18 protein-coding genes are annotated in these 17,886 nt (G+C 71.4%); all 18 read left to right on the top strand.

What is annotated here, in order from left to right; all coding sequences use genetic code 11:
- Nucleotides 1–7 precede the first annotated feature (7 nt).
- The 18 genes from mpaB (at nt 8) to AP234_RS04880 (ending at nt 17,863) form a co-directional block, all read left to right on the top strand.
- Complete coding sequence (mpaB, locus tag AP234_RS04955; RefSeq protein WP_055478808.1) at nt 8–1,066, top strand: daptide biosynthesis RiPP recognition protein; 1,059 nt, start codon at nt 8–10, stop codon at nt 1,064–1,066.
- A complete protein-coding gene (gene mpaM / locus AP234_RS04950; protein ID WP_055478807.1) occupies nt 1,063–1,893 on the top strand; it encodes a daptide-type RiPP biosynthesis methyltransferase in 831 nt (276 codons plus the stop codon). The genes mpaB and mpaM overlap by 4 nt, the downstream gene beginning before the upstream one ends.
- Nucleotides 1,890–3,167, top strand: coding sequence for a daptide-type RiPP biosynthesis aminotransferase (gene mpaD / locus AP234_RS04945; protein WP_055478359.1), 1,278 nt, complete (start codon nt 1,890–1,892; stop codon nt 3,165–3,167). Before mpaM ends, mpaD begins: the two co-directional genes overlap by 4 nt.
- Nucleotides 3,164–4,369: a daptide-type RiPP biosynthesis dehydogenase gene (gene mpaC, locus AP234_RS04940; protein WP_055478358.1), complete on the top strand. Its 1,206-nt coding sequence runs from the start codon at nt 3,164–3,166 to the stop codon at nt 4,367–4,369. The genes mpaD and mpaC overlap by 4 nt, the downstream gene beginning before the upstream one ends.
- A 29-nt stretch (nt 4,370–4,398) precedes the next feature.
- Nucleotides 4,399–4,545, top strand: a complete 147-nt coding sequence (locus tag AP234_RS37060; RefSeq protein WP_160330379.1) for a daptide-type RiPP — start codon at nt 4,399–4,401, stop codon at nt 4,543–4,545.
- A gap of 82 nt (nt 4,546–4,627) precedes the next feature.
- The gene (locus AP234_RS37055) at nt 4,628–4,774 is read left to right on the top strand and encodes a daptide-type RiPP (RefSeq protein WP_160330378.1); all 147 of its coding nucleotides are present in this window, start codon (nt 4,628–4,630) and stop codon (nt 4,772–4,774) included.
- 46 nt (nt 4,775–4,820) lie between these two features.
- Complete coding sequence (locus tag AP234_RS37050; protein ID WP_160330378.1) at nt 4,821–4,967, top strand: daptide-type RiPP; 147 nt, start codon at nt 4,821–4,823, stop codon at nt 4,965–4,967.
- A 163-nt stretch (nt 4,968–5,130) separates the two neighbouring features.
- Nucleotides 5,131–5,316, top strand: coding sequence for a hypothetical protein (locus AP234_RS04930; protein ID WP_055478356.1), 186 nt, complete (start codon nt 5,131–5,133; stop codon nt 5,314–5,316).
- Nucleotides 5,317–5,327: 11 nt separating this feature from the next.
- Entirely contained in the window at nt 5,328–6,056 is a 729-nt protein-coding gene (locus tag AP234_RS04925) for an ATP-binding cassette domain-containing protein (RefSeq protein ID WP_200926230.1), read from the top strand.
- Nucleotides 6,049–6,792: an ABC transporter permease gene (locus tag AP234_RS04920; protein ID WP_055478354.1), complete on the top strand. Its 744-nt coding sequence runs from the start codon at nt 6,049–6,051 to the stop codon at nt 6,790–6,792. Before AP234_RS04925 ends, AP234_RS04920 begins: the two co-directional genes overlap by 8 nt.
- Nucleotides 6,789–8,474, top strand: a complete 1,686-nt coding sequence (gene mpaP, locus AP234_RS37045) for a daptide biosynthesis intramembrane metalloprotease (protein WP_160330377.1) — start codon at nt 6,789–6,791, stop codon at nt 8,472–8,474. The genes AP234_RS04920 and mpaP overlap by 4 nt, the downstream gene beginning before the upstream one ends.
- A gap of 19 nt (nt 8,475–8,493) precedes the next feature.
- Nucleotides 8,494–11,034: a class III lanthionine synthetase LanKC gene (gene lanKC, locus AP234_RS04910; RefSeq protein ID WP_055478353.1), complete on the top strand. Its 2,541-nt coding sequence runs from the start codon at nt 8,494–8,496 to the stop codon at nt 11,032–11,034.
- Nucleotides 11,031–12,299: a YcaO-like family protein gene (locus tag AP234_RS04905; RefSeq protein ID WP_055478352.1), complete on the top strand. Its 1,269-nt coding sequence runs from the start codon at nt 11,031–11,033 to the stop codon at nt 12,297–12,299. The genes lanKC and AP234_RS04905 overlap by 4 nt, the downstream gene beginning before the upstream one ends.
- A gap of 150 nt (nt 12,300–12,449) precedes the next feature.
- A complete protein-coding gene (locus AP234_RS04900) occupies nt 12,450–13,037 on the top strand; it encodes a flavin reductase family protein (protein WP_152990253.1) in 588 nt (195 codons plus the stop codon).
- 148 nt (nt 13,038–13,185) lie between these two features.
- Nucleotides 13,186–14,772: a serine/threonine protein kinase gene (locus AP234_RS39115; RefSeq protein WP_055478351.1), complete on the top strand. Its 1,587-nt coding sequence runs from the start codon at nt 13,186–13,188 to the stop codon at nt 14,770–14,772.
- Nucleotides 14,773–14,866: 94 nt separating this feature from the next.
- Nucleotides 14,867–15,748 (top strand): hypothetical protein, encoded by an 882-nt coding sequence (locus AP234_RS04890; RefSeq protein ID WP_055478350.1) that lies wholly within the window; start codon nt 14,867–14,869, stop codon nt 15,746–15,748.
- Nucleotides 15,749–15,788: 40 nt separating this feature from the next.
- Complete coding sequence (locus AP234_RS04885; protein ID WP_235557965.1) at nt 15,789–17,225, top strand: AAA family ATPase; 1,437 nt, start codon at nt 15,789–15,791, stop codon at nt 17,223–17,225.
- Nucleotides 17,222–17,863 carry a hypothetical protein gene (locus AP234_RS04880; protein WP_055478348.1) on the top strand — a complete coding sequence of 214 codons (642 nt, stop codon included), beginning with the start codon at nt 17,222–17,224 and terminating at the stop codon, nt 17,861–17,863. Before AP234_RS04885 ends, AP234_RS04880 begins: the two co-directional genes overlap by 4 nt.
- Nucleotides 17,864–17,886: the final 23 nt, after the last annotated feature.

Raw genomic sequence — 17,886 nt, 5'->3', positions numbered from 1 at the left:
TGGGAACATGGGTCCCGCGCAGAGGGCTCGGGCACGCCGGCATCTGATGTCCTGGGGCACCGGGCAGGGTCCGGCCGGCGGCGGCGGGACTCCGACGATCGTGCTGGACGATCCCGCGCATCTCGAACCCGTCCTCGCGTCCGGCCTCGCCACCGCCTCGACCATGATCTTCGTTCCCGAGGACGCCGGCCACGAGGACGACCCCGGCGTCGTCACCTATGACGGCTCGCTGCACGAGCCGGGCGGCGAGGCCTCCCTCGGCGACGACTTCTACCTGCAGATCCAGGACTACGCGACGAGCGAGTTCATGTCCCTGCTCGGTCCCACCCTGGTCAGGATCACCGAGGAAGCCGACTTCACCCGCTTCCTGGAGGACGCCGACCGAGCCAGGCTGCAGGGTGTGATCCCGGATTTCGCCACCGCGCCGCCGGTCAAGTTCGCCGACGTGCCCGGACTGGGCGGCGGAGGGGGAACCGACGGCCCGCGCCTGAGGTTGTACGTCGACGCCGACGGGGAGCTGTCCACCTCCCCCGCCGGTCGGCGGATCGGCGCCGTCGGCGACGACATGGCCGATCTCGAGGCGGAGTGGTCCCGCGTCAACGACGCGTCCGAGCATCCCTGCGCGGTCTGCCTGGGCGGGGTGGTCGACGAGGCGACGCGCGCCCGCGAGCTGGCGGACCGCCCCTGGATCGGCCGCTATCTCACGGTGCTCGACAGCCTGCGGGCGCTGGCCGCCAAAGACATCACCGATGTCCGGGTGTCGGGGTTCGGCGGCCGGCTGCTGGACGGTCTCGTCGACGTACGGCTGCCCGCCGACCTCGCCGGGGCGGACGTCCCCATCGTGATGTGGACGCACGACGCCGCCTATCTGCAGGTCCCCGCGTCCCTGCGGACCTTCCGGGTCAACCTGGCGACGGCCGGGCTCGCCGAGGCGCTGACCGTGTGCGGATCGGTCGAGGCCGCCGCCGAGCACGCCGACCGCGACGGCCTGGTCCGCGTGGCGGAGATGTTCGCCGACGCCGGTGTCCCCCTGTGCGCGGCGGAACCGGCCGGAGCCGGAAGATGAGCCGTTCTGGACCGAGCGGGGCGCGGACGGCGGCGGAGCGGGCGTTGCCCGGCCGGGCCGGCGCGTTCGTACGCGAGCTCGGCGACCGGGCGCGGCTGTGCGACCTGTACGGAGACCTCGGTGCGCCGATCTACCACGACGTCTCGGCGGGCGACACCTTCGAGATCCGCGAGCTGGTCCGGCTCGTCCGCAGGCGCCCGGGCCCCGTCCTTGATCTGGCGGCCGGCTCGGGCCGGCTCACCCTGCCGCTGCTCGCCCTGAGCCGGCCGGTGACCGCGCTGGACAACTCCCCCGGTCTGCTGGACCTGCTGAGAACACGGCTGTCCCGCGATTTCCCCCGCCTCCGGGACCTGTGCACCACGGTCGAAGCCGACATGCGCGACTTCTCGCTCGACCGGCGCTTCGGCGCGATCGTCCTGGGCACGACGTCCGTCTCTCTGCTCGACGACTCCGGCAGGAAAGGGCTCTACCGCTCGGTCGTCGAGCACCTCGCGCCCGGCGGATGCTTCCTCGTGTCGGCGGCCGACTCGGACGGCGAGGAGACGGCCGGCACCGACGTCGAAAGCACGATCGTCGGCGCCGGCGGCCGGACCTACCGGTGGTTCGAATACCGGCCCGCCGGAGGTGACGTCCGCGTCGTCACCATCGCCGCCGAGCCGGCCGCCGACGGAAGCGTGACCGTGTGCACGAGCAGCGTAGGCGTGATCAGCGCCGAGCGGCTCGAAGCCGAGCTGGCCTCGGCCGGACTCGTGGTGCGGGAACGGCACCGGCCGCCGAAGCCGAGCGTGCGCTACCGCCACACGCTGCTGGAGGCGGAAGCGGCATGAGCGACATCGGGCAGCCGCTGTGGCCGTACCTGCTGCCCTTCGGCATGCAGGGCCGCGACGACCTGTGCATCGTCTCGGCCCATGGGCACCGCGTCGAGATGGCGGACGGACGCACCCTGCTCTGCGGCACCAGCGGCCTGTGGAACGCGAACCTCGGCTACGGCAACCCCGCCATCGCCGCAGCCGCGGCCGAGGCGATGCGCACCGTGTCGTACGGACACGTCTTCCGTTATGAGAACGTCTACGCTCGGCGGGCCGCCGCCGCGCTCGTCGAGGAGTGCGGTGCCGATCACTTCGCGCGGGTGCTGTTCTCCACGGGCGGCGGCGCCGCCAACGACCTGGCCATGAAGCTGGTCCGGCACTATCAGGTGTCGCGCGGCCGGCCTCGCCGCAGGCTGGTGGTCGGGCTGCGCGGCGGCTTCCACGGCCTGACCTATGGCGGTTTCGCGATCACCGGCGAGGATCTCGGTCAGCGGCTCTACGGAGTGGACCAGCGGCTGATCCGGCATGTGACGCCGAACCGGCCCGGGGAGCTGCGGGAGCTGCTGTCCCGGCAGGGCGAACAGGTCGCGGCGGTCGTCGTGGAACCGGTGCTCGGGACCGGCACGCTGCCGCTCACCGAGGCCTACCTCGAGGAGCTGTTCCGGCTCCGGCAGGAGTACGGATTTCTGCTGGTGGCCGACGAGGTGGCCACGGGTTTCGGGCGAACCGGGACCTTCTTCGCCTCCCAGCGCTGGCCTCAGCGGCCCGACCTGCTGCTCACCTCGAAGGGCCTGACCAACGGCACCATGGCCGCCGCCGCCGTGGTGGTCTCGCACGATGTCGCGGCGGCCTTCACCGACGGCCACTCGGTGTTCTGTCACGCGGAGACGCAGGGCGGCACGGCGGTCTCGTGCGCGGCGATCCTCGCGACGATCTCCGAGATGCACCGGCTCGACGCGGTGTCGCTCGGCCGCGAACTCGCCGAGCGCCTCGACGCGGAGCTGGCCCGGCTGGCCGCCGAGGAGCCGCTCGTCGCCGAGGTGACGGGCCTGGGCTGTTTCCGCTCGCTGCACCTCCGCACGCCCGACGGCGCGGCGCTGCCACCGGCCGAGGTGCCCCGCCTGGTCGCCGCGATCCGCGAAGCCGGCGCGATCGTGCACCCCGGGCCACACGGCGTCCAGCTCATCCCCGCGCTCACCTACACCGAGGCGGACCTGGCCGAGCTGCTCGACTGCGTACGCCGGGGATTGGCCGCCTTCGCCTCGGCGGATTCGCCGGAGGCGGCCGGATGAGCGTGATCGACCGTTCTCCCCCGGTGCTCATCGGATGCGACGAGCTGGCGGCCCGCGTGACGGGCTGGTCCCGCGGCACGGTCATCCTGCTGCTGGACGCCGGGATCGCCGACGCCGCCATCGCCGTCCGGGTGCGCCGGGAGATCGAACGGGCCGGGCGGCGCGCGGAGACGCTCACGCTCTGCGGTCCTCCCGATCTCGCCGATGTCATCGAGCTGTCCGAGCGTCTGACGGGGACGGAGCTGGTCGTGGCCGTCGGCGGCGGCTCCCTGCTCGACCGCGCCAAGCTCGCCGTGCTGCTCGCGTGCGAGCCCACGGCCAGGGCCAGACTCACGGTGTCCGAGCGCAGCGGCTTGGTGGCTCTCCCCCAGGTCGACCGCGCCGGCCGGCTGATCGCCGTCCCCACCACGGTCGGGACGGGCGCGGAACTCAGCCGGGCCGCCTGCCTGACGTATCCGCGGGGCAAGCGATTGGTGCTCGGCGACGTGCTGCGCCCCGATGCGGCGCTGCTCGACCCCGAGGCGTTCGCCACGCTCCCGGGAGAGATGATCACCGAGGGGGTGCTGGAGGCGCTCTTCCGCACCGTCACCGTCTACGCCGGCGATCACACCGACTCCCTGGTCGAGGACGCGCTGGCCGAAAGCGTCGCGGAGAACCTGGTCGCGCTGGGCTACCGGGTGCGCGACAGCCGGGCCGCGGGCCTGCCCGTCGATGGCACGACGCTGACCGACATCGCGAAGCTCAGCGGTCTCAGCCAGCTCGACTGGCTGCACCAGGGCCGGGGCGCCTTCGTGGCCAAGGGATGGTTCATAGCGAACGAGCTCTCGATGGAGCTGAGGGTGCGCAAGATGCGCGCGGTGGCGGCACTGCTGCCGCACCTGTGGCGGGCCATCACCGACGGCGACGAGCGCTTCGGATCGGCTCGGCGGCTCTCCCGGATCTGGTCTCGGCTGCGTACGGCCGCCCCGGACCACCTGGCCGCTGATCCGGCCGAGGGAATCGCCACGCTGATCGACGTCTGGCGGGTGGACCGGCGGATCACCGCAGACCAGGACCGGCTGCGAGCGACCGCGTCGCGCATCGTCCGCGCCTGGGGCGGCGGACTGCCGATGCTGGGCGGGCTGAGACACGACGAGTTGCGGGGCCTGCTCTCGCGTGCGGTCCTGCCGGCTGTGGCCGGTGAGGCCGCGCGGTCGACATGAGGAGATCCGAGACCCGAAAGGAGGACGAAGTGCACGACAACCGTGCCGCCCCGGCCCTGGAGCTGGCCATGCAGGAACTGGAGCCCATGGACGCCCCCATGTGGGAGACGGCGATCGGCCGCGCCTCGATGGTGAGCCTGCTCTTCAGCGTCGGCGTCGGCATCACCATCACCTGACGGCCGCACAAGCCACCGCGTTCTCCCCGCCAGGGACGACGCGGTCGACCTGACCCGACCGAGAAAACGAAAGGAGGAGGAAATGCAGAACATCGCATCGGGCGCGAACCCGGCGCTGGAGCTGGCCATGCAGGAGCTCGAGCCCATGGACGCCCCCACGTGGAAGACGGCGATCGTCAGCGCCACGGCGGTGAGCGTCGGCGTCAGCATCGGCATCACCATCACCTGACGGCCGCACCGGCCGCCGAGGAACCGAGCCCAGAAAGGAGGAGGAAATGCAGAACATCGCATCGGGCGCGAACCCGGCGCTGGAGCTGGCCATGCAGGAGCTCGAGCCCATGGACGCCCCCACGTGGAAGACGGCGATCGTCAGCGCCACGGCGGTGAGCGTCGGCGTCAGCATCGGCATCACCATCACCTGATGCCGTGGGCGCCGTGCTCTCCCAGGTAGGCGGGAGAGCACGGCCTGTGTGTGATCTCTCAGTTTAACAGCGCCGCCCGCCGATCACGGGGTTTCGGTCCCGTGACCGGCGGGCGGCGGCGGACCCGATTGCCAGCACAACGCGGAATGAGGCGTTCGAAGAAATGGGCCGACGGGCCGAGTCCAGAACTCTCACCATCATCGCCGTCGTGTGCTTCGTGCTCGTCGGCGGCGCCGCGGCCATGTTCCTCGACGGCTCGCCGCGAACCGTCCTCGTCGCGCTCTCCATCGGTGCGGTGGTGGGACTCACGTATTCGCTCGTCTCGAATTCACGAGCCAACGGAAAGTAGACGGCAGATTGGTGATTAGTTTTCGGGGAGTCCGGAAGGAGTACGGCCCGGCCGTCGCCGTGGAGGACCTCTCCTTCGACGTCCGCGCCGGGCGGATCACCGGTCTCCTCGGCCGGAACGGGGCCGGCAAGACCACCTCGCTGCGCATGCTGCTCGGTCTGGTGCGGCCCACCGCGGGGACGGCGACCGTCTTCGGGCACCGCTACTGCGACCTTCCCGACGCCGCCCGCAGGGTCGGCGTCAGCATGGAGGGCGTCGGCGCCGTCGGCAACGTGAGCGGCCGTCGTGACCTGTGGATCTGGGCGAAGATGCTCGGCCTGCCACGCCGGCGGGTCGACGAGGTGCTCGAGCGGGTCGGGCTGGACGCCGAGGCGGCGGACCGGAAGGTCAAGGCGTACTCGACGGGAATGCGACAGCGGCACACACTCGCCTGCGCGCTGCTCGCCGACCCCGAACTGCTCGTGCTCGACGAACCGGTCAACGGCCTCGACCCGGACGGCATCCGCCGGCTCCGCCTCCTGCTGCGGTCCCTGGCCGACGAGGGCCGGACGATATTCCTGTCCAGCCATCTGCTGGCCGAGGTCGAGCAGACCGTGGACGATGTGGTGATCCTGCAGCGGTCGCTGCGGTACAGCGGGACCCTCGCCGAGCTCACCGACGACGGGCGGCACAGGCTGGAGGAGCGTTTCTTCACGCTGGTCGGGTCTCCCCGCGAGCTGTCGGGGGCGAGCGATGCGTGACCTGCTGGGCGCCGAGTGGCTCAAGGCGCGATCGCAGAGCCTGCTGCCGTTTCTCGTCGTGGGGGGCGTGGTGCTCGCGACGGTCGTCGTACTCGGGCTCGTCTCCCAGGGAGCGGCGGACGTCTCCGCCGGGCACGACACGGTGTCCAATGTGACCGATCAGGCGGTCCGCTACTGGATGACCATGCACCTGTTCTCCTCGCTGTTCGGCGCGGTGTTCGTGACCGGGGAGTACTCCTCCCACGCGATCAGCCGGTCGGTGCTGCTCGGCGGCGGCCGGGGCCGCCTGTTCACCGCGAAGGCGCTCGCCGGCACGGCGATGGGCGTGGTCCTCGGACTGATCACGGCCGCCGCCGCCGCGGCCTCGCCCTGGATCTTCCTGCCGGCGTACGGGCTGCGACCGGAATGGACCACGACGACGTGGCAGGTCCTGCCGGGCGTGTTCGCGGTCACCGTGCTCGCGGCCCCCTGGGGGGTGCTCGTCGGCTGGATCTGCCGCAACCAGACCGTCGCCGTCGGCCTGCTGGCCGTGCTGACGATGGCCTTCGAGCCGTACCTGTTCGACCTGGTCCCGGCGATCGGCAAGTTCATGCTCACGATCGCCTTCGCCTCGCTCTACCTCGACGGCGACCCGGAGTTGCTGTCCGTCCCGGCGGCGCTGGCGGTCGTCGCCGCCTGGTTCGCCGCGGCCTGGATCATCGCACGACGGCTTCTCACCACGAGGGACATCACGTGAAGACTTCGCCGGGACAGCCGCGTGAGGATTCCGCCGGGACGCTCACCGACCCGTTGCCCGAGCACCCGAGGCTCGCCCACGACGTGGAGGTCCATCCGCCGGAGCGGCCCGAAGCGCCGTGGGTGCTGCGGCAGGGCGAGCGGCGCTACATCCGCGTCGGCGCCGACATGGCGAAGCTGCTGCGGGCCCTGGACGGCACCCGTGACCACGCCGCGCTGGCCGAGACGCTCGGGCCGCCGTGGTCGGTCGCCGACGTCCGCGCGGTGGTCGGCCAGGTCCACCGGATGGGCCTGGTCGACGACGGCGCGGCCGATCCGCCGCGGCAGAGCGGCGTGCGGCGCCGGAGGCTCTCCTGGATCAAGATCATTCCGCCGCTGACCGTGCAGTTCACCGTCCTGCGGCCCGAGCGGTTCATGACCCTGATCCGGCCGCTCATCATGGCGCTGGCCAACCGCTTCTCGGCCGCGGTGGCGCTGGCCCTCGGCGTGGGCGGGCTGCCGGCCCTCGCCGCGCAGAGCGCCGACCTCGACCGGGCGCTGGGTCAGCCGCTCCCCCTCGGCGTGTACGCGGCCGTACTGCTGGCGAGCTTCGCCACCACGGCGCTGCACGAAATCGGCCACGGCGTGACCCTCACCTATCACGGTGGCCGCCCGAGCCGGATGGGCGTGATGCTCTTCTACCTGGCGCCGGCCTTCTTCTGCGAGGTCACCGACGGATGGCGGCTGCCGAACCGGGCCCAGCGGGTGCAGGTCGCCCTCGCCGGGGCCGCCGTTCAGGCCATGATGGCCGGTCTCGCGGCCATCGTCGCGTTGTTCGCCGGCACGCCGGACGTCCATCACGCCGTGCTGATGTTCGCCCTGTCCACGTACATCGGCGCCGCCTTCAACCTGCTGCCGCTGGTGAAGTTCGACGGCTACATCGCGCTGATGAGCCACCTGGACATCCCCTATCTCCGGGACAAGGCGATGGCCGACGCCCGCCGGTTCCTCGCCCGCGTGCTCTTCGGCGGCGGCCGCTACACCCGTGAGATCGACCGGCCCTGGTCGGTGCCGTACGGCCTGGCCTGCCTGGTGTTCCCGCTGTATCTGGTGGCCACCGCGATGTCGCTGTGGCTCGACACGCTGCACGGCCTCGGAATCTTCGGCATCGCGCTGCTGGTCGCGGCGTCGCTCTATCTCCTGTACCGGCTCGGCGCCGGTTTCCGCAAGCTCATGGCCGAGGCGCGCGCGGCCGGCGCCCACCCGGTGCGCCTGTGGGCCGCCACGACCTCGGTCCTGCTCGCGATCGCCGCCGTGCTGACGTTCGCCGAGGTGCCCTACACCGTTCCCGGCGCCTACGTGCGGAGCGACGACGGGCGAGTGGAGCTGGTCCTCCCGCTGAAGGCCGACCACGCCGCCATCGCGCCGGACGCCGAGGTCCGGCTGCTGCGCAGAGGTCTGCTGCTGCGGACCCCGACCGGGTCGGCCGTCGTCGCCGGCGCGCAGGCGGTGGAGACCACCGCCCCCGTTTCGGCGTTCCTCCCCCTCCGCCTCGAACACCCGTTGACGATGCCGGTCAAGAGTTATCCGCTGCGGGTGCGCCAGGCGCCGGAGACGGCGGTGGGGGCGGCGGAGATCGAGGCCGGTCGCGTCGCGCTGGGCACGCTGCTGTACCGCACGTTCTTCGTTCCGGCCCTGCAATGAGGATTGAGGCTGATCCGAGATGTTCGACCTGCGATATCTGGAATTCTGCCGGCCCGGACTCCTCTTCTACGAAAAGCCGTCGAACGACACGACCGACGGCGACTTCCCCGCGGCCCGCCGGGCCGTACCACCCGGCTGGACCCGCGACCTGAACAGCGAGTGGGCGACGTTCGCCCCGGACGGGGAGAACCTCCCGCGGCAGGGCTGGAAGATCCACGTCTCCGCGACGCTCGGCAACGCCGAATCCGTCCTCGCCACGGTGTGGGACCACTGTGTACGGCACCGCGTCATGTTCAAGTTCCTGCGCGGCCCCGACGTCCTCAGGCAGCGCAACGGCAAGTACGCCGACCGCGGGTCGAGCGGGAAGTTCGTCACCATCTATCCCCGGGACGACGCCGAGCTGGGCCGGATGCTCCACGAGCTCGACGAACTGCTCGGCGGCGCCGAAGGGCCCTATATCCTCAGCGACCTGAGGTGGCGCTCCGGCCCGCTGTACGTCCGCTACGGCGGATTCGTCGCCCGGATGGGCCGCGACGAGGCGGGCGAGCTCGTCCACTGCGTCGAGGACCCGGAGGGCAGGCTCGTACCCGACGTCCGCGGCCCCGCGTTCCGGCCGCCACCGTGGGTGGAGCTGCCGGAGATCCTCGGCGAGGCGCTGGCCGCACGCGATTCCGGGATCCTCCAGGACTTCCCGTTCCGGGTCTACCAGGCGCTGCACTTCTCCAACGGAGGCGGGGTCTACCGCGCGACCGACACCCGCACCGGCGATGAGGTCCTGCTCAAGGAGGCTCGGCCGCTGGCCGGTCTGGACAACCACGGGCGCGACGCGGTCGAACGGCTGCGGCGCGAGCACTGGGCCCTCGCACGGCTCTCCGGCCTGACCTGCGTGCCGCAGATGATCGATTTCCGGCGCGGGCACGAGCACTACTACCTGGCCAGGGCCTTCGTCGAGGGCACCCGCCTGGACCAGGTGGTGGCCGAGCGCAACCCGCTGCTGCGGGGCGACGCCCCCGACTCCGCCTTCGCCGCCTACGCCGAGTGGGCGCTGAAGATCCTCGACGCGGTCGAGCAGGGCGTACGGCGGATGCACGAGCAGGGCGTCGTCTTCGGCGACCTGCACCCCGGCAACATCCTCATCGGGCCGGACGACGGCGTCTTCTTCGTCGACTTCGAGTCGGCCAGCCCGCTGGAGAGCGCGGTCGAGCAGGCGATGGGGGCCCCCGGCTACTCCGCGCCGCTCGGCTACGCGGGCGCCGACGTCGACCGGTACGCCTTCGGCTGTCTCTGCCTGGGCGTGTTCGCGCCGCTGACCGTGCTCATGGCGTGGGACCTACGGAAGATCGAGCAGCTCGTCGACGAGGTCACCGCCGCCTTCCCGCTCCCGGCCGGTTTCGCCGACCGGGTGTGGCGCGCCCTGGGGCCCGCCCCGATCCCGGAGGGAGGAGGGAGCGGCGCGCACTGGCCGGAGATCCTCTGGCCCGACCCCGACCGGGCGAGCTGGCCGCAGTCGCGGGCCCGGATCGCGGGCGGCATCCTGGACGCGGCGGAGCCCGGCCGGGACGACCGGCTCTACCCCGGCGACATCCAGCAGTTCCTCACACCCGGCGGGGGGCTGAGCCTCGCCAACGGCGCGGCCGGGGTGATCTGGGCCCTCGACCAGGCGGGCGTGGCCGTACCGGGCGAGCACGTCGACTGGCTCCTGAGCGGCATCGAGCGGACCGGCCGGATCGGCCCCGGCTTCTACACCGGTCTCGCCGGGATCGCGTACGCCCTGGAACGGCTGGGCCACGCCGACCGGGCGGGCGAGGTCCTCCGGCGGGCCGCGGCCCTGCCCCGCGACGACCTGAACGGCAGCCTCCTGGACGGGCTCGCCGGGCTCGGGCTGACCCTGCTGCACTTCTCCCGGCGGACCGGCGATCACGGCCACGCCGACGAAGCGTGCAAGATCGCCGACATGTTGGCGGCCGGAAGTGGCGGAGCGCCGACCCGGCCCGGCCTCCTCCACGGGGGAGCCGGACAGGCCCTTCTCTTCCTCCGGCTCCACGAGCACGCCGGCGACGACGGCCTGCTGGACCTCGCCGAGCGGGCGCTGCGCCGCGACATGGACATCCTCGGCTGGACCGCGGATCAGGAGATCGACGGGCACGAGTGGCTGCGCGTGGTCCACGGCCTGTCCGGCGGCCCCGGCCTCGGCATGGTCGTGCACGACCTGCTGCGGCACCGGGACGATCCCGGCCTCCGGCGCGTCCTCGACGCGTGCCGGCGGGCGTGCCGGTCACGCCTCATTCTCGGGGCGGGCCTGTTCGGCGGCCGCGCCGGAACGGTGCTCGGCCTGCGCCACATGTCCGGCGACGGGTCCGCCCTGCACCGCCACCTGACCGGTTTCGGGCTGCACGCCCTGCCCCACCCCGAGGGCCGGCTCGCGTTCTTCGGCGAGCTGGGCCTGCGACTGTCCGCCGATCTCGCGACGGGTGCGGCGGGCGTGCTCCTCGCCGTGGACACCGTGCTGAACGACCGGCCCACGCCGCTTCCGTTCTTCGACGGCGGCGGTGACAGGTGATCGACCTGCTCAAGACCCTGGGACCGTCGGGCGGGATCGCCGACTGGTTCACGGTCCTGCGCCCGGAGCCTCCGGCCCATCCGCTGTGGCGAGTGATCGTACGGCTGCGCGGCACAGGCGACGAGTCCGCCCCTCCGCCGTCGGCCCGCGTCGTCGGCGCCTACGGTCACTCCCGCGGCGACGCGCTGACGAGGGGCGCCGGGGAGGCGGTGGAACGCTACGCGCTGCATCCGCCGGGTGCCGGCGCCGGAAGACGGGGCAGAGCCGCGGACCTCGGTGCCGCGGCGCTGCCCTTCTGCGACCCGGACATCGCGCTCGGCGATCCCCGCGCGAGGCGGCGGGAGCTTTCGTGGTATCCGGCGCGGCGGTTGCGCGACGACGCGGAGATCCTCGTCCCCGCCGCGCTGGTGGACTGGCCCGCCGCGCCGAGCGAAACGCCGTTCTTCGACCCCGGGCCCTCGGGCGCGGCCTCGGGGCGGGGTCATGACATGGCGCTGCGCAACGCCCTCCTGGAGATGGTCGAGCGGGACGCGGTCATGGTCGCCTGGGAGCTCGGGCTGCGACCGCCGCGTACGGCCCTGCCGTCCGTGCTCGCGGCCCTGGACGCCGACCGCGACCGGCGTGCACTCGAGCGGATGACGGAATCGGCGGCGCGGTCGGGAGCCACGGTGTTCCTCGCGACCGTGCCGACCGGGGTGGCCGGAGTCTCCTGCGCGGTCGCGGGGGTCGCCGACGAGGGCCCCGACCCCCTGGCGGCGGTCGGCTGCCGGGCCTCGGGGTCGCCGGGGCACAACGCGCTGACGGCCCTCCAGGAGGCCCTTCAGGTCCGATCGCTGTTGACGGCCGTCCGCGGCGGACGGGAGGGCGCCGCGGCGCCCGAGGCGATCGGCACGGAGGACGAACGATCGGCGTACCTGACGTCCAGGCGCGGGGCCGAGTCCGTGTGCGACTGGCTGCGGGCGTTCACGGCGGAGGAACCCGTCGCACCGACCGCGGCCGTCTCGACGAAGGACCTGGTGAGCGGCCTCATCGCGGACGGCGCCGACCCACTCGTGGTCGATCTCACCCATCGGCTCCCGGTGGTGCTGCGCGACATGGGCTGGGCGGCCGTCAAGGTCATTCCCGTCGGCTACCAGCACCTGCGGATGGACGAGCGGAAGACGTGGAGCTGGAACGCCCGCCGGTTGAAGACGGCCGAGTCGCGGACCGGTCTGGCCGCGCGGTTCGCGGCGGGCACCGGCGATCGTCCGCACCCCCTGCCCTGACCTCTCGGCCCGGCGGCGGGAATGCCCGGCCCGCCGGATGCCTTCCACTCAACGGGATCCGCCCTCCGGCGCGGCCCGCGGCGCTTTGTAGGTTCGTCACAGGAGAGCCGCCGCGACGCGGCGGGTGCGATGGCAACGCGAGGTGAACGCATGGCAGTCGAGTCCGCCGAGTCCGTGCCGACGTCCGGCCCCGATGACGAGCCCGTCGACACGGCTCCACCTACGCCGCTGGAGTTCCGGCGGGCGATGGGGATGTTCGCCAGCGGGGTGACCGTGGTGACCGGCGTGGACGACGGCGAGCCGGTGGGTTTCGCCTGCCAGTCGTTCGCGTCCGTCTCCCTCGAACCGCCGCTGGTGCTGTTCTGCGCCGACCACAACGGCCGCACCTGGCCGCGGATCAGGAAATCGGGCCGGTTCTGTGTGAACGTGCTGGCCGAAGACCAGGTCGACGTCTGCGACCGGTTCGGCTCCAGAAAGGGGAAGAAGTTCGACGGGCTCGTCTGGGACATGTCCCGATGGGGACTGCCCGCCCTGCGGGACGTGCTCCTGCGCGTCCACGCCGACGTGTACGACGTGCACGTGGCCGGAGACCACGACGTGGTCGTCGGCCGGGTCCTGGAGCTGGAGTCGGCCGGCGAGGGACGCCCGATGATCTTCTACCGTGGCCGCTTCGGCGTCGACGAGCCGCAGCCGCAGCTGGTGCCGAACCTGTGGGGCTGGGGCGATCACTGGGGGTAGTCCCCGAGCACCACCCCACCCTTTACAAAGTAGATCAGCAACTTCTCGGCATCCCTGCCGTGCCGGTAACTCCGGGCCCACGTAACAAGGCATGATTTGCCTGACATGAACCTCACGTAAGGCGAATCGAGGAGCTGGAGGCAGCCCGATGCCGGATGCCCGCCCGTTGCTGCCGGGTGACCCCGACGAGGTCGGCGGCCACCGACTCGAGGGACGGCTGGGCTCGGGCGGCCAGGGCGTCGTCTATCTGGGCAGGACGGCGGACGGCACCCCGGTGGCCGTCAAGATCCTGCACCAGGACTGGGCGGCCGAGGAGGACACCCGGCGACGCCTGGCCGGGGAGATCGCCGCGGCCCGGCGGGTGGCACCGTTCTGCATCGCGCAGGTGATCGACGCCGACCTGACCGGCCCTCGGCCGTACATCGTGAGCGAGTACGTGGACGGCCCCTCGCTCCAGGAGGCCGCGCCACGCTCGGGCGGGGCGCTGCACCGGCTCGCGGTGGGCACGGCGACCGCGCTGGCCGCGGTCCATCGGGCGGGAGTCGTCCATCGTGACTTCAAGCCCGCCAACGTGCTGCTCGGCTCCGACGGCCCGCGCGTCGTCGACTTCGGCATCGCCCGCCGTCTCGATGCGAGCACGACGAGCGGCGACATCGTCGGCACGGTCCCCTTCATGGCCCCCGAGCAGATCGCCGGCGAGCCCGTCGGCCCCGCGAGCGACGTGTTCTCCTGGGGCTGCGTCATGGTCTTCGCCGCCACCCGCAGGCCGCCCTTCGGCGAGGACACGGTGCCCGCCGTGCTGAACCGCGTCCTCCACCAGGAGCCCGACCTCGGCGACCTGGCGGAACCGCTACGCGGAATCGTCGCCGACGCGCTGCGCAAGAACCCGGCCGACCGCCCGACGATGTTCGACATCACCATGCGCCTGCTCGCCGGGGCCGGCCCGGCTCCCGGCGACGGCCCGACCCCCGGCGACGGCCCGACCCCCGGCGACGGCCCGGCTCCCGGTGACGGCACGCCGCCCTACGCAACGGCGCCGCCCTACACAACGGCACCGGGGGAGGCACGGCCCGCCGCTCCCACCGTTCCCTCGACCGGCGGCCCCGTCACCCGCCCCGTGCCGTACGGCTCCCGCCGCCGGAGGTTCCTGGCGGGTGCGGCCAGCGGCGTGCTCGCGCTGGCCGCGACGGCGGGCGTGCTGCTGGCCCGGAGCGTCGAAGCCGGGAACTCGCCCGCGCCCACGCCCTCCGAGTCCGGCTCGGGGCAGGCCACGGGCCAGGGCGTCATCGCCGCCGACACGTCCTCCCCCACCCCCGCCGTCTCCCCCTCCCCCACCGCCTCACTCTCCGCCACCGCGTCGCCCACCGTCCTCGCTCAGCAGACCGAGCCGACCGCCTTTCCCGCGAGGTTCGCCGGAACGTGGCGCGGCCCGGTGGACTACGATCCCGGCGCGGAGGACCGGCTGGTCGTGACCATCGAGAAGGGCGGCACGACCATCACAGAACGGTTCCTCGACTACCGCTGCACCGGCACCTCCGCGATCAAGAAGGTCAGCGGTACGGTCGTCCGGCTGAAACGCACCGGTATGCGCGGCAACTGCGTGCACAACGGGGAGATTCACCTGACCCTGAACCCGGACGGCACGCTGTCCTTCGAGTACGCGGGCCGCGGCGAGAACAGGTACACGAAGAACGTGAAGTTCTTCATGCACGCCACGCTCCACCGGGACCCGTGACCGATCGGGACGGGCCGGTTTCCCGATCGGCCGGGCGACCCGGACGCGAGTGTGCTGCACTGTTGAGAAACGATCGACGGAGGGTTGGCAGTCCATGACAGTGCGCAACGGGCAGCGGCGGACCATGGCGGCCCTGGTCGTGCTCTGCCTTCTCACGTCCGCCTGCGGCGCGGCGGAGAAGGCCCCCGATGCGGAGCGGCAGCCGGGCATGACGGCGACCGCCGTCCCTACCGACGGTCCGGCCCACGCTCCGTCCGCAGACCCTTCCGGCAGCCCGGCCGCCCCGGACACCGGCGACGCCACCGGGCCGAGCCCCTCCCCCACGGGCGACGGGTCCCTGGTGGCCGGACGCTACCAGCCGCTGTGGCCGTTCGCCGATCGGGCGCAGGCGGACGCCTGGGTGCGCTCCTACCGTGCCGGAGGCCACCAGCCATGGCATCTCGACGCGGACCAGACCGCGCTGAGCTTCACCCAGGGCTACCTGGGATTCAAGGACATCGACCAGGTGATCAGCCGCACGATCGAGGGCGAACACGCGCGCGTGGCGGTCGGATTCCGCGGTGAGGAGGGCGGACGCGCGCTGACCGCCGCCGTGCTCCACCTGGTGAGGTTCGGCGACGAAACCGACGCGCCGTGGGAGGTGGTGGGCACCGACGACACCACGCTCTCCCTCACCACCCCCGCGTACGGCGCCCGCGTGTCGTCGCCGGTGAAGGTCGGCGGACGCGTCACCGGTGTGGACGAGAGCATCCGCGTCCAGGCCCGCCGTCCGGGGAGCGACCGGGTGCTCGGCGAATCCCGACCGGTGCAGGCGGGCGGCACCGATCAGCCGTGGTCGGCCACCGTCGCCCTCCGCGAGGACGCCGGACCGGCCGACTCCGGCCAGACGATCACCCTGGTCGCCTGCACCGGCGGTCACATCGCCGAGGTCGAACGGTTCGCCGTCACCGGCGTCCGGGTCACCCCCGGCGGGTGATGACGGCCGCGGAGCGAACAGACCTCCGGACCGAACGAGTATGCGATGCTGGTCGGGGGAGGAAACGATGTTGACACGGCTAGAGGTCGACGGTTTCAAGAACCTCATCGATCTCCGCGTAGACTTCGGCGCTTTCACGTGTATCGCCGGAGAGAACGGCACCGGCAAGTCCAACGTGTTCGACGCAATCCAGTTCCTCAGCCTGCTGGCGGACAGGTCTCTGCTGGATGCCGCACAGGAGGTGAGAGGTATTCGCGGCGAGCGGCTCGGCGACCCGCGCGACCTCTTCTGGGACGGTTACGCATCGGAGAACCATCGAATCCGCTTCGCGGCCGAAATGATCGTTCCTCTCGAAACGGAAGACGACTTCGGCCGGACCGCCATCCCCACGATCTCGTTTCTCCGATACGAGCTCGCCCTGGGTTATTCTCCTCCCGCGGGAATCGAGAAGATCGGTCGGCTGACCCTGCTCGAGGAGAATCTCCGTCACATCAGCCTCCGGGAGGCTCCACAGCGGCTCAGATTCCCGCACAGCACCGCCAGGTTCCGCAACACGGTTCTCAAGGGCCGCCGGAGCGGCACGGCGTTCATCTCGACCTCGATCGAGAACGGTCAGCCGATAATCCGAATTCATCAGGACGGCGGAAGCAGAGGACAGCCGAAACCCGCCGCGGCGTCTCGGGCGCCGGCCACCGTTGTGAGCACGGTGACCAGCAACGACGATCCGACCATTCTCGCTGCCCGCAGAGAGATGCAGTCATGGCGTCGGCTTGCTCTGGAGCCCTCGGCGCTGCGAACGTCTGACCGTTACGTCGACCCGAGGTTCATGGACAGCAACGGGCGTCATCTTCCGGGTGCTCTCTATCGCATCGCCCATCGCGATCCCGAATCGGACCCCGAGGGCGTGTACGCCCGGGTGGCCAACCGGCTCGCCGATCTCGACGGGCTCAAGGTGCGCAGCCTCCGGGTGGATCAGGACGATGTCCGGGAACTGCTGTCCGTTCAGCTTCGTGAAGCGAGTGGTCTCACCCTGCCCGCCCGAAGTCTGTCCGAGGGCACGTTGCGGTTCCTCGCCCTGTGCGTACTTCTGGAAGATCCCTCCGTGACCGGTCTCATCTGCATGGAAGAACCGGAGAACGGTATTCATCCGGGCAATCTGGAGGCCATGGTGAGCCTCGTTGAGGATCTCGCGGTGGATCCGATGGAGGAACCGGGTGAGGACAATCCGTTCCGTCAGGTCATCATCAACACGCATTCTCCGGCGATCGTCCAGTTGGTCCGGCCCGATGATCTGCTGTTCGCCGACTCGGGGATGAAGCAGATGCCGGACGGTCGCATGGCACATGCCCTGCGGCTTCGTCCCCTGGCGGGTTCGTGGCGTGGGCGCCTGTGCGAAACCGTGCCCGTGACCAAGGCGGACATCCTTCCCTACCTGACGACGCCCCCAGGCGCCAATCTCCGTTTGGAGATCGCGTGACGATCCGAGTGCTCTTCTTGGGGGAGGGAACGAGCGACAGCGGGATCATCCCGCAGATCGAAGTCGTCGCCGCGAGGCTCGGCGTCGACATCGCCGTCACCGATCCCGACCTCGGCCGTCTTCCCAAACCTCCCGGTCGTGCCGTGAGTGACAAGCTCCGCGCGGTTCTCGACATCGATGGCGAGTACGAGCTCATCGCCGTTCACCGTGATGCCGATCGCGATGGCCGGCAGGCGCGCCTGGCAGAGATCGTCAGCGCAATCCGCGCGCACGCACCGGGAACGGCTCACGCGGCCATCGTGCCAGTGCGTATGACCGAAGCCTGGCTACTGATGGATGAGGTGGAACTGCGGACCGTCGCGGGGAACCCGAACGGCAGAATAGGGCTCAATCTCCCCTCTCCGAACAGGGTCGAGTCCGTCCCTGATCCCAAGAGTGTGCTGAAGGAGAAGCTTGCGCTCGCGTCCGGCCTGTCCGGACGGAAACTCGAGAAGTTCAATCAGCGCTTCTCACAGCACCGGCGACTGCTTCTCGAACGGATCGACCCGTTCGGCCCCATCGCCGATGTCCCCTCATGGCAGCACTTCGTGGCCGACATGGAAAGTGGGCTGCAATCCGCCTGCGGATCGGTGCACTGACCATCCCCATCGGTTCCGGCGGC

Origin of the sequence: Sphaerimonospora mesophila (assembly GCF_001417795.1) — a bacterium.
GTDB classification, from domain to species: domain Bacteria; phylum Actinomycetota; class Actinomycetes; order Streptosporangiales; family Streptosporangiaceae; genus Sphaerimonospora; species Sphaerimonospora mesophila.
Note: the sequence above shows the minus strand (reverse complement) of the source record. Positions and strands in the feature narration are given on the sequence as shown.

Bases quoted from the DNA above. Each gene is read 5' to 3' on its own strand.
- AP234_RS04885 (WP_235557965.1), top strand. From the start codon at position 15,789: ATGCGATGCTGGTCGGGGGAGGAAACGATGTTGACACGGCTAGAGGTC.
- AP234_RS04930 (WP_055478356.1), top strand. From the start codon at position 5,131: ATGGGCCGACGGGCCGAGTCCAGAACTCTCACCATCATCGCCGTCGTG.
- mpaM (WP_055478807.1), top strand. From the start codon at position 1,063: ATGAGCCGTTCTGGACCGAGCGGGGCGCGGACGGCGGCGGAGCGGGCG.
- AP234_RS39115 (WP_055478351.1), top strand. From the start codon at position 13,186: ATGCCGGATGCCCGCCCGTTGCTGCCGGGTGACCCCGACGAGGTCGGC.
- lanKC (WP_055478353.1), top strand. From the start codon at position 8,494: ATGTTCGACCTGCGATATCTGGAATTCTGCCGGCCCGGACTCCTCTTC.
- mpaC (WP_055478358.1), top strand. From the start codon at position 3,164: ATGAGCGTGATCGACCGTTCTCCCCCGGTGCTCATCGGATGCGACGAG.
- AP234_RS37055 (WP_160330378.1), top strand. From the start codon at position 4,628: ATGCAGAACATCGCATCGGGCGCGAACCCGGCGCTGGAGCTGGCCATG.
- mpaD (WP_055478359.1), top strand. From the start codon at position 1,890: ATGAGCGACATCGGGCAGCCGCTGTGGCCGTACCTGCTGCCCTTCGGC.
- AP234_RS37050 (WP_160330378.1), top strand. From the start codon at position 4,821: ATGCAGAACATCGCATCGGGCGCGAACCCGGCGCTGGAGCTGGCCATG.
- mpaB (WP_055478808.1), top strand. From the start codon at position 8: ATGGGTCCCGCGCAGAGGGCTCGGGCACGCCGGCATCTGATGTCCTGG.
- AP234_RS04890 (WP_055478350.1), top strand. From the start codon at position 14,867: ATGACAGTGCGCAACGGGCAGCGGCGGACCATGGCGGCCCTGGTCGTG.
- AP234_RS04900 (WP_152990253.1), top strand. From the start codon at position 12,450: ATGGCAGTCGAGTCCGCCGAGTCCGTGCCGACGTCCGGCCCCGATGAC.
- AP234_RS04920 (WP_055478354.1), top strand. From the start codon at position 6,049: ATGCGTGACCTGCTGGGCGCCGAGTGGCTCAAGGCGCGATCGCAGAGC.